The organism is Novosphingobium sp. RL4, from assembly GCF_035658495.1.
GTDB lineage: Bacteria > Pseudomonadota > Alphaproteobacteria > Sphingomonadales > Sphingomonadaceae > Novosphingobium.
Map to the genome: position 1 here is coordinate 3189833 of NZ_CP141944.1, position 11653 is coordinate 3201485.

An 11653-nucleotide genomic window follows, 5' to 3' on the forward strand; every position below is an offset into this window, starting at 1 on the left:
GAGACGTCGCGCAGGGAGGCGCCCGGCCGTTCAGCCGCAGGTTCCGGAGTCGCGCTGCGGCCCGGCGCCTCTCCTGCGCGACGTGTCGGGATTGTTTCCCGCCCGTGTCGATGAGAAACTCGATCATGTCGCCGGTGCGACTCCGGCCGAATCCCGGATCGGGCGCGGATACCCGAACGAAGCCCCCGCGCCGATCGTCATATTCGTCATATTCGCAGTCACAATCGTCATCAAACTGTCACTGAACGGCAATAGTCGGCCTCGTCGCGCCCAGCACATCGGTGCAGCGCTCTGGAGAATGCCTGATATGCGCCTCGTCATGGCCTGCGCGACCGCCGTCGCCATTGTTCTGTCCGCCCCCGGCGCCCATGCGCAGGCGATCTCGGCTGAGGAAGCGGAAGTTCTCCGCGCGCAGATCCGCACGATGAAGGCCCAGATGGAGGCGATGGAAGCGCGGCTCAACGCGGCCTCTCCCGCCGCAGCGACGGCACAAGCCTCCCCCGCCGCAGCCGCGGCACAGGGCACCGCCGCCCAGAGCGCCGCTCCTGCCGCCGCGCCGGCCGGCACGCCTGCCATTGCCGCCGGCACCGCCGCTCCCGCCACCCGCGCCGGCGACAAGGACGCCACCAGCATCGACTGGAAGGGCAGCCCGCAGTTCGCGCAGGGCGACCGCGCATTCAAGGTCAAGGGCCGCATCCAGGCCGACGCCAACTATGTCAGCGCGCCCAGCAGCCTCGACGACAAGGGCCTTGGCTTCAACAACGAGATGCGCCGCATCCGACTCGGCGCCGAAGGCGCGCTGGGCGCCGGTTTCGACTACAAGCTGGAACTGGAACTGTCCGACAACGCGGTCGATCTGGTGGATACCTATGTGGGCTATCACACCGGCCCGTGGCAGATCCGGCTCGGCAACCAGAACTCCTTCCAGTCGCTGGACGAACTGACCGGCGACACCTCTGGCAGCGTGATGGAACGCGCCGCCTTCACCGACGCCTTCAACTTCGAACGCCGCCTCGGTCTCGCCTTCCAGTACGGCAAGGGGCCGTGGCTGGCGCAGGCGGGCGTGTTCACCGACGACATTTCCGCGCTCGCCAACGACAGCGACGGCGAGAACGGCGGCGACGAGAACAACAGCTACGGCCTCGACGGCCGCCTCGTCTTCGCGCCGAAGATCGGCGATCTCCAGCTCCACTTCGGCGGCTCGGCCCACTGGCGCCGCCTCGGCCGCCTTGCCGAAAGCGACACCCGCTACCGCCAGCGCCCCTTCGTCCATTCGACCAACACGCGCCTGATCGGCACCCCGGCGATGAACGTCTCGGAGGAGGATCACTACGGCGTGGAATTCGCCGCCATTCGTGGCCGCTGGCACGCCGCCGCCGAATATCACGCGCTCACCGCCAACCGCGTCGACGCCTCCACCGTCACCTTCCAGGGCGCCTATGCCGAGACCGGCCTGTTCCTGACCAAGGGCGATCATCGCGGCTACAAGGAAGGCATCTTCCGCGTCGAGAAGCCTGCCCACCCGGTGGGCGAAGGCGGCATCGGCTCGGTCCTGTTCACGCTGCGCTACGACTGGCTCGACCTCAACGACCGTGACATTCGCGGCGGCACCCAGAACGGCTACATCGCCGCGCTGGTGTGGGAGCCGATCCAGAACCTGCGCTTCAACGTGAACTATGCGCTGATGGATTATACCGGCGCCAAGGCCCTGCCCTCCGGCAAGACCGACTACGACGCGCAGGTCATCGGCACCCGGTTCGAACTGGATTTCTGAGGGCGAACAGCCTGCCGGGAGGCAGGCCCGCCGCCTAGGTTGTATACCTAACCCGCCGCCGCTTCCTTGCGCAGCGGCAGCATCAGCGAGGCGGTAGTCCCCTGCCCCGGACGGCTGTCGATATCGAAGCGGCCCCGGTGGCGCTCGACGATGTGCTTGACGATCGACAGGCCCAGCCCGGTGCCGCCCACGGCACGGCTGCGGCTGGTGTCGGCGCGGTAGAAGCGCTCGGTCACGCGGGGAAGATGCTCCGGCGCGATACCCTCGCCGTGATCGCGCACGGTCACCAGCACCCAGCCGGTCGCGGTCGCCTCCAGGCTCACGTCCACCGGCCCGCCCGACTTGCCGTACTTCAGCGAATTGTCGATGAGATTGCGCAGGACCTGCGCAAGCTGGCCGCGATCGCCGGCGACCACCGCCTGCTCGCAGTTGGACTGCACCGCGATCTGCGCGTCGCCGCGCGCCTCACCGGCGATCTCGTTGGCGAGCGACACCATCTCCACCCGCTCGGAGGGCACCTCGTGCTTCACCGCCTCGATCCGCGAAAGCGACATGAGGTCCGAGATCAGCGCCTCCATGCGCTGGGCCTCGTGGCGAATCGTGTCGAGGAAGCGCTTGCGCACGCCTTCGTCGCCGCCCGCCTTGGGGTTGTGCAGGGTTTCGACATAGCCCAGCACGTTGGCCAGCGGCGTGCGCAGTTCGTGGCTGGCATTGGCGACGAAATCGGCATGGGACTTGGCCACGCTGACCCGTTCGGAAAGATCGTAGAGGCTGACCAGCCGGTCCGTCGCCGAGACCACCCGGCAATCGACTTCCCAGACGCTGCCGCCGGTGGACAGCCCGCTGACGCGGGCGGTGCCGCCCTCATCGCTGAGGATCGCCGCCACGGCGCGCGGCTCGCGGATGGCGATGCGGACGTCCTGCCCCACGATATGCGCGCCCAGCAGGGCACGCGCAGCGCTGTTGGCGAAACGGACCTGGCCCCGCGAAACCATCATCGCGGGTGTCTGGAGGTGTTCGAGGAGGTGTACGCCCTCACCGGCCATGATCTATTCGCCTTCCGTCCTTCTGCGCGCCGTTCCGATCGGCGCCGATCCTTCTCCATGCCCGCGCCGGACGACAGGACAAAGACGCCCGGGCAACGAACTTGCGGAAAATCCTGCCGTGAGCCGGTGCTAAATACGTATACGGGCACTTGTTGCGTTCAATCCGTGCAAACGTGGTTGAGGTTTGCCGCGCTCTCGCCTAGCACTTCGCACGCAGTCCATGTTATGCTGCAACCGCGAAGACCAGACGTCCTGCCTGATACCCCGATCGTGACATCCTGCCACTTCCAGGATCGACTCTATCCCATGGCCGACCCTTTCTCCTCGTGTTGCATATGACTGGATTGTTGGAGGAGGAGCCCGTCGATCCCCGGCGGAAAATGACCATATAGGTGGATAACCCCCAGAAGGTGGACTGCGCCCAGTGACCAATTCCATATCGGCCCCATTCACGTCAGATCGTCTGCTCCTGTTCGGCGCCACCGGCGACCTTTCGCGCCGCATGCTCCTTCCCTCGCTCTGCGCCCTCGATGCCGAAGGCCTGCTCGACCCCAAGGTCGAGATCATCGGCACGGCCCGTTCCGACCATGACGACGCCGAGTTCCGCAATTTCGCGCGGGCCTCGCTCGAACAGTTCCTGCCCGCCGACCGGCGCGGCGGCATGGCGCGGTTCCTCAACCGCCTGTCGTACCAGACGCTCGACGCCAACCAGATGGAAGGCTTCAATGCACTGGCGGCCAAGGTCGGACAGCCGCAGGACGGTCTCTCGATCTTCCTGTCCACCGCGCCCAGCCTGTTCGAGCCGACCATTCGCGGCCTGCAGGCCAGCGGCCTTGCCGGGGACAATGTGCGCATCGGGCTGGAAAAGCCGCTCGGCATCGATCTTGCCTCCAGCAAGGTCATCAACGACGCTGTGGCCCGCGCCTTCCCGGAAGACCGCATCTTCCGCATCGACCACTATCTGGGCAAGGAAACCGTCCAGAACCTGCTGGCGCTGCGCTTCGCCAACCTGATGTTCGAACCGCTGTGGAACGCGGCGCATATCGATCATGTGCAGATCACCGTGGCCGAAACCGTGGGCCTCGAATCGCGCGTGGCTTATTACGACGATTCGGGCGCGCTGCGGGACATGGTGCAGAACCACATGCTCCAGCTGCTCGCGCTCGTCGCCATGGAGCCGCCGGTCAGCTATGACGCCACCAGCGTGCGGGACGAAAAGGTGAAGATCCTGCGCTCCTTGCGCAAGGTCGCCGCCAACGAAACCGTCACCGGCCAGTACCGCGCCGGCGCCATCGGCGGCCAGGCCGTGCCCGGTTACGACGACGAACTGGGCAAGGATTCGAACACCGAGACTTTCGTCGCGATCAAGGCGCATATCGACAACTGGCGCTGGCAGGGCGTGCCCTTCTATCTGCGCACCGGCAAGCGCCTGCCCAAGCGCACGACCGAGATCGTCGTCCAGTTCCGCGACGTGCCGCACTCGATCTTCCATGGCAGGGGCGCCCGCACGGTGCCCAACCGCCTCGTCATCGGCATCCAGCCGAGCGAGAACATCACGCTTTCGCTCATGGCCAAGGTGCCGGGCCTCGATCGCAACGGCTTCGGCCTGCGCTCGATCCCGCTCGCCATCACCATGCCCGACGCATTCGCCGGCCCGCAGCGCCGCATCGCTTACGAGCGCCTGCTGCTGGACCTGATCGAGGGTGAGCAGACGCTGTTCGTCCGCCGGGACGAAGTGGAAGCCCAGTGGGACTGGATCGACGCCATCCGCGCCGAGTGGGAGGAACAGGCCCAGGAGCCCAAGACCTACACTGCCGGAAGCTGGGGCCCCTCCGCCGCCATCGCCCTCGCCGAGCGCGACGGCGTCACGTGGCATGAGTGACCGGGCCAGAGTAAAAAGGCCAGGGCGGGCATGACCTCGCAGCGCACCCTATATGCCAGGGTGCGCGCGTCGTCCCGCGCCCCCGTTCCCCCGCAAACCGGTGGAAGATAGATGTTGACACCGGTTACCTAAATGCCTTCAAGCCTTCGCTCGGGAGATCCTGTTGCGGCGGCTTCGGGAGGCTGAGACAAAAAGACAGACGGAAAGTGCAGGAGTAACCCCATGAGCAATCTCAGCCCGGTGGTCGCCCGCGTGACTGATCGCATTATCGAGCGGTCGAAGCCCAGCCGCGAACGCTATCTCGCCATGATCGAACGCGAAGCCGGCCGTCATTCGGACCGTTCGTTCCTTTCGTGCTCCAACCTCGCGCATGGTTTTGCGGCCAGCGGCGAAGACAAGCCCGCCATCGCCACCGGCAAGGCGATCAACGTCGGCATCGTCACCGCTTACAACGACATGCTCTCGGCCCATCAGCCCTATGGCCGCTATCCCGAGCAGATGAAGCTCTACGCCCGCGAAGTAGGCGCTACGGCACAGGTCGCAGGCGGCGTGCCCGCCATGTGCGACGGCGTGACCCAGGGCTTCGACGGCATGGAACTCTCGCTGTTCAGCCGCGACACCATCGCCCTCTCCACCGCCGTCTCGCTGAGCCATGCGATGTATGACGGCATGACCCTCCTGGGCATCTGCGACAAGATCGTGCCGGGCCTGGTCATGGGCGCGCTGCGCTTCGGCCATCTTCCGGCGGTGTTCATCCCCTCCGGCCCGATGCCCAGCGGCATCTCCAACAAGGAGAAGCAGAAGGTCCGCCAGCTCTATGCAGAGGGCAAGGTCGGCCGTGAGGAACTGCTGGCCAGCGAAAGCGCCTCCTATCACTCGGCGGGCACCTGCACGTTCTACGGCACCGCCAACTCCAACCAGATGATGATGGAGATGATGGGTCTGCACATGCCCGGCGCCGCCTTCGTGCCGCCCGGCACCTCGCTGCGTCAGGCCGTGACCCGCGCCGCCGTCCACCGCGTGACCGAGATGACCCGCAAGGGCGACGATTTCCGCCCGATGGGCCACGTCGTGGACGAGAAGGCGATCGTCAACGCCATCGTCGGACTGCTCGCCACCGGCGGATCGACCAACCACGCGATCCACCTGCCCGCCATGGCCCGCTGCGCCGGCATCCACATCGACTGGCAGGACTTCGACGAACTGTCAGGCGCGGTGCCGCTCATCACCCGCGTCTATCCCAACGGTTCGGGCGACGTGAACCACTTCCACGCCGCCGGCGGCATGGGCTGGGTGGTGCGCGAGCTGCTCGATGCAGGGCTGGCCCATGAGGACATCCTCACCGTCTCCAGCGGCGGCATGCGCGCCTATGCCACTGAGCCCACGCTCGACGATGGCGAACTCAAGTGGAAGCCCGCGCCTGCCGTCAGCGGCGATGACGCCATGCTGAGCACGGTGGCCAAGCCCTTCCTGCCCGACGGCGGCATGCGCCTCGTTTCCGGCAACGTGGGCCGCGCCACCTTCAAGACCAGCGCGGTCGATCAGGAGCGCTGGACCATCGAGGCGCCGTGCCGCGTGTTCGAGACGCAGGAAGCCGTCATCAACGCCTTCAAGGCGGGTGAGTTGGACCGCGACGTGGTGGTGGTCGTGCGCCATCAGGGCCCGCGCGCCAACGGCATGCCCGAACTGCACAAGCTGACCCCGCCGCTCGGCGTGCTGCAGGATCGCGGCTTCAAGGTGGCGTTGGTCACTGACGGGCGCATGTCGGGCGCTTCGGGCAAGGTTCCCGCCGCGATCCACGTCACCCCGGAAGCGCTGGCCGACGGCCCGATCGCCTATCTGCAGGACGGCGATATCGTGCGCCTCTCGGCGGAAGACGGCACGCTTTCCACCACGGCGGACCTTTCCGGTCGCTCGCCCGCCCCGCTGCCCGCGCCTGCCGAAGGCATGGGCCGCGAACTCTTCGCGATGTTCCGCATGAATGCGGGCGGCGCCGAACAGGGCGGCTCCTCGATGCTGGAGGTCGCGGGACTGTGAGCGCCCAGGGAAGTACCGAACTCGTAGCCGTCGATATCGGCGGCACGCACGCACGCTTCGCGCTGGCCGCAGTCGATGGACAGGGCCAGATCACGCTGGACGAGCCGGTCACGCTCCACACCAGCGACCACGGCAGCTTCCAGCTCGCCTGGCAGGCCTTCCGTGAGCGGAACGGCGGGACAGTCCCGCCGGCGGTATCGATTGCCATCGCCGGTCCGGTCGGCGGCGACGTGATCCGTTTCACCAACAACCCGTGGATCATCCGCCCCGGCCTGATCCCCGAAAAGCTGGGCGTGGAACGCTACACCGTGGTCAACGACTTCGCGGCGGTGGCCTATGCCGTGGCGCTGGCGCCGGAAGACCAGTTCCTGCATCTGGCCGGACCGGACGTGCCGCTGCCGGTATCGGGCACGCTCAGCGTGCTCGGCCCGGGCACCGGGCTTGGCGTGGCGCACTTGTGGCGCAACGGCCTGCCCCACGGCCAGGGCGGGTTCTACCACGTGCAGGCGACCGAAGGCGGCCATACCGACTATGCGCCGCTGGACCTGATCGAGGACGCGATCCTCGCCCGTCTGCGCAAGCGGCACAACCGCGTCTCCACCGAGCGCGTCGTCTCCGGCCCCGCCATCGTCGACATCTACCAGACGCTCGCCGCCATGGAGAACCGCGCGGTTCACGATATGACCGACGTCGATATCTGGACTGCGGGCACCAACCTTTCCGACCCGCTGGCCGCCGCCGCCGTCGACCGTTTCTGCCTGGCACTCGGCAGCGCGGCTGGTGACTGCGCGCTGGCGCACGGCGCCAGCGGCGTCGTGATCGCCGGCGGGCTCGGCTACCGTATCCGCGAAACCATTCTGTCCTCGGGCTTTGCCGAGCGTTTCTGCGCCAAGGGCCGCTTTGCCGGCATGATGGCGCAGATGCCGGTCAAGCTCATCACCCATCCGCAGCCCGGCCTGTTCGGCGCGGCTGCCGCCTATGTCAGGGAGCACGTTCAATGAGCAGCCCGTCCGAAGCCGTCGAAAAGGTCATGCGTCTGGCCCCGGTGATCCCGGTGCTGGTGATCGAGGATATCGAACACGCCCTGCCGATCGCCGAAGCGCTCGTCGCGGGCGGGTTGCCCGCGCTCGAAGTGACGCTGCGCACCGAATGCGCGATCGAGGCGATCAAGGTGATGAAGCAGGTTCCCGGCGCCGTGGTCGGCGCGGGCACCGTGCTTTCGCCCGACGACCTGAAGCGCTCCATCGATGCGGGCGCCGAATTCATCGTCTCGCCCGGCCTCACCCCGATGCTGGCCGAAGCCGCCTACAAGTCGCAGATCCCGTTCCTGCCCGGCACCGCCAATGCCAGCGACGTGATGTTCGCACTGGAATGCGGGTTCGACCGGCTGAAGTTCTTCCCCGCCATGGCGGCGGGCGGTCCTCCGGCCCTGAAGGCGATCTCTGCCCCGCTGTTCAAGGCCAAGTTCTGCCCGACCGGCGGCGTCACCCCTGAAAACGCCCCCGAATGGCTGGCGCTTGATGCCGTGCTCTGCGTCGGCGGCAGCTGGATGGTGCCCAAGGGCAAGCCCGATGTGGCGAAGATCGAGGCGGCCGCCCGCCTCGCCGCGGGGCTCCCGCGATGACGGGCGCGGCGCTGACCACGGTCGACGATCTCGACCGCCGCCTTCAGGAACTCCATGTCCTGACCGCCCAGACGCCGCTCTACAATCCGGTTTTCCAGCTGGGGCTCGAATTGTCGCGCCAGCTGGAAAACGGCGAAATGGGCCTCGACCAGATCGAGGCCCTCGTCGCCGAGATGGAGTGCGAGGGGCTGCGCGCCCGCGCCGCGCGGCTTGACCGCATGCTCGCCCCCATCGCCCCGGCCGAAAACGAAAAGCGGCTCGACGAGGCCGCCAGCGAAGAAGACTTCACCGCCTTCGCCGTGCGCTGGCAGCGCCCCGCCGCCCATGTCGTCTTCACCGGGCACCCGACGTTCCTGCTCTCCACCGCCCAGACCGAAGCCGTGACGCACGCCGCCTCCACCGGCGATCACAGCGAGGCCACCGTCTGCGCCGCCTCGCCCGACCGTGACACGATCACGCTCGATTACGAGCACGGCAAGGCGATGGAGGCCATCGCGCGCGGCCAGAAGGCCCGCGACCGTATCAACGAACGCCTGTTCGACATTGCCGCCGCCCGCTGGCCCAAGCGCTGGAAGGGCCTGAACCCCATGCCCGTGCGCTTCGCCTCGTGGGTTGGCTACGACATGGACGGGCGCACCGATATCGGCTGGTCCACCTCGATCCGCTACCGGCTGGAGGAAAAGGCACAGCGTCTTGCCGGCTATGCCGCGATGCTGGAACATGCAGCCCCGGACACCGCAGCCAGGCTGGCCCGCGCCGGCACGCTCGCCGGGGACATGGCCGCGCACTTCGCGCAGGACTTCTCCTCGCCAGAGGCGCTGTCGGAAGCAGCCAACGCGCTCACCGCCGAACATCCCGACAAGCTCGTCAGCCTTGAAGACATCGTGAGCGGCCTCGAATACGAAGCGCGCCACGCCGATCAGGACCAGGCCCGCACACTGCTGGTCGCCGCCGCCGCCATGCGCGCGGACGGGCTTGGCATGGGCTGGATCCACTTCCGCGTGAATGCCTCGCAGCTCCAGAACGCGATCCGCCTGCGCATCGACCCGGAAGGCAAGCTGAACCTCGCCAGCCAGGCCGCGCTGGTCCGCATGCGCGAGCTGCTGGCCGAAGTCCGCCCGCTCAGGTCGAACTTCGCCGCACTCGCCATCGAGAATTCCACCGCCGTGCGCCAGTTCCTGGCGATGGCGCAGATCCTCGCCCATATCGACGCGGATGCGCCGATCCGCATGCTCGTGGCCGAGTGCGAGGAGCCCACCACGATCCTCGCCGCGCTCTACTTCGCGCGGATGTTCGGGATCGACGAGAAAGTCGACGTCTCGCCGCTGTTCGAGACCGAAAGCGCGCTGGAGCATGGCGGCCGCTTCCTCGACGCGGTGCTGGCAGAACCCGCCTACCGCGAATATGCCCACAAGCGCGGCCGCGTCTCGATCCAGACCGGCTTCTCGGACGCGGGCCGCTTCGTCGGGCAAGTTCCCGCCGCGCTCGCCATCGAGCGACTGCAGGGCCGCCTTTCCGAAGCCATGGTGGCGAACGGCCTCACCGACGTTTCGGCGCTGATCTTCAACACCCACGGCGAATCGATGGGCCGCGGCGCGCATCCCTCCAGCCTCAAGGACCGGTTCGACTGGCCGATGAGCCCCTGGGCCCGCCGCCGCTTCCTGCGCGCGGGTATCCGGCTGGAGCCCGAAGTCTCGTTCCAGGGCGGTGACGGTTATCTCTGGTTCGGGTCGGACGAACTGGCGCTCGCCACGCTCACCCGCATGGCCGAAATGCCGCTGTGGGGCGCCGACGCCGAAGCGCCGACCGACCTGTTCTATCGCCGCACCGACCTCAGCCTCGATTTCTACCGCGCCATTCGCGGCGTGCAGCACGAGCATCTGGAAAGCAGCACTTACAGCCGCGCGATCACTGCCTTCGGTCTGGGGCTGCTCAACGATACCGGCAGCCGCAAGTCGCGCCGCCAGTCGGACCTTGCGGCCGACCGCTCGATGAGCCTGCGCCAGATCCGCGCGATCCCGCACAACGCGATCCTCCAGCAACTGGGCTATCCGGTGAACGTGATCGCCGGGATCGGCACCGCGTCCGACGGCAACCGCGAGGAAGTGGCCGCCCTGCTGCGCGAAAGCGAGCGCGGGCAGCAGTTGATGCGGCTTGCCCGGCATGCCAACGCGCTGGCCTCGATCAAGACGGTGGCGGCCTATGGCGAACTGTTCAACTCGGCCTACTGGGCCAGCCGCCCCTATCGCGGCGACGAGCAGCACATCGCGGGGGCCTGCCTCAAGCTGGCCGAATACCTGACCAAGGATGACCGCACCGGCGTCTATCGCCGCCTCGCCTCGCGCCTCAGGGTCGATGCGATGAAGCTGCACTTCCTGCTCGACCTGCTGCCGAACGAAGCGCCGCTGCCGGACCGCGAGCATACCCGCCGCAGCCTGGGCGTGCTGCAATCGCTTCGGATCGCCTTGTTCAAGCACATGTTCCTGCGTGTGGTCATGGTGCCGCAGTTCAGCCGCGCGAACGATATCAGCCGTGACGACGTGCTGGAGATGTTCTTCACCTTGCGTGTCGAGGACGGCCTCGCCCAGCTTCGCCGCGCCTTCCCGACGAGCTTCCCCTCGATCGACGATTTCAAGGTGGAACTGCCAAGCGATTATCCGGATTCAAGCGCGACCGGATATACCCCTATCCACCGCGACTACATCGATCCGATCGCACGCTCCTATGCGCTTTCACTGCGGATCACCACGGCGCTGGCGAACGAGTTCGGCGCCCACGGGTGAAGAAGCGAAAGTGCCCCCGCTCATCCGGCGGGGGCATGTGCTTCAGCTAGCCCAGGGCCTTTTCCACAGTGGAAACGGCCTGCTCTATCGAAGTGCTGCGCGAACAGCGTCCGTCGCAGCGATCGTCCTGCGACTTGAGAGTTTCGAGTATTCGCTCTGCCGCCGGCCTATTGCCCAGTTGAATTTCCGAAAGCGCAAGGCCCGTCATGGCGCCGGCATGCCGCGTTTTCCGGCTCATCAGCACGGACTTGAAATAGGTACGGGCCGACGCCGACTGGCCTGTGCCGAGCGAGGAAACGCCCTTCAGGAAATAGGTCTCGCTATTGTTCGAGCGGTGGACGAGATCAGTCAATATCCGGTCTGCTTCGGCATATTTGCCTTCCGCAAGTAGAGTGCGCACCAGCGTCATTTGCGGACCGGCGCCTCGTCCCGGCCCGGAGAAGGCAGGCTGCATCGGAATGCCGGAAAAGGCTGGAACGCCCGGAGACCGATCCGCTCCGGCGGACA

The 11653-nt window shown here is 67.0% G+C and carries 8 protein-coding genes; 6 read left to right on the plus strand and 2 right to left on the minus strand.

Translation table 11 applies throughout. The annotated features are described in order from the left end of the window. Positions 1-298: 298 nt before the first annotated feature. Positions 299-1774 (plus strand): OprO/OprP family phosphate-selective porin, encoded by a 1476-nt coding sequence (locus U9J33_RS15315; RefSeq protein WP_324696481.1) that lies wholly within the window; start codon positions 299-301, stop codon positions 1772-1774. A gap of 47 nt (positions 1775-1821) precedes the next feature. Here the strand turns inward: U9J33_RS15315 and U9J33_RS15320 are convergent, their stop codons facing one another. Continuing rightward, complete coding sequence (locus tag U9J33_RS15320; RefSeq protein WP_054439320.1) at positions 1822-2820, minus strand: sensor histidine kinase; 999 nt, start codon at positions 2818-2820, stop codon at positions 1822-1824. A gap of 502 nt (positions 2821-3322) precedes the next feature. Here U9J33_RS15320 and zwf point away from each other — a divergent pair. From zwf to U9J33_RS15345, 5 genes are all read left to right on the plus strand, one after another. Beyond that, positions 3323-4702, plus strand: coding sequence for a glucose-6-phosphate dehydrogenase (zwf, locus tag U9J33_RS15325; protein WP_231636042.1), 1380 nt, complete (start codon positions 3323-3325; stop codon positions 4700-4702). Positions 4703-4924: 222 nt separating this feature from the next. Continuing rightward, positions 4925-6739 (plus strand): phosphogluconate dehydratase, encoded by a 1815-nt coding sequence (edd, locus tag U9J33_RS15330; RefSeq protein WP_324696483.1) that lies wholly within the window; start codon positions 4925-4927, stop codon positions 6737-6739. Continuing rightward, on the plus strand, positions 6736-7740 hold the full coding sequence (locus U9J33_RS15335; protein ID WP_324696485.1) for a glucokinase: 1005 nt from the start codon (positions 6736-6738) through the stop codon (positions 7738-7740). Before edd ends, U9J33_RS15335 begins: the two co-directional genes overlap by 4 nt. Then, the gene (gene eda / locus U9J33_RS15340; RefSeq protein ID WP_185996829.1) at positions 7737-8363 is read left to right on the plus strand and encodes a bifunctional 4-hydroxy-2-oxoglutarate aldolase/2-dehydro-3-deoxy-phosphogluconate aldolase; all 627 of its coding nucleotides are present in this window, start codon (positions 7737-7739) and stop codon (positions 8361-8363) included. Before U9J33_RS15335 ends, eda begins: the two co-directional genes overlap by 4 nt. Beyond that, positions 8360-11146, plus strand: coding sequence for a phosphoenolpyruvate carboxylase (locus tag U9J33_RS15345; protein WP_324696488.1), 2787 nt, complete (start codon positions 8360-8362; stop codon positions 11144-11146). The genes eda and U9J33_RS15345 overlap by 4 nt, the downstream gene beginning before the upstream one ends. Before the next feature lie 46 nt (positions 11147-11192). Here U9J33_RS15345 and U9J33_RS15350 read toward each other — a convergent pair whose 3' ends face one another. Continuing rightward, entirely contained in the window at positions 11193-11555 is a 363-nt protein-coding gene (locus U9J33_RS15350) for a tetratricopeptide repeat protein (protein WP_185996827.1), read from the minus strand. Between the last annotated feature and the right edge of the window lie 98 nt (positions 11556-11653).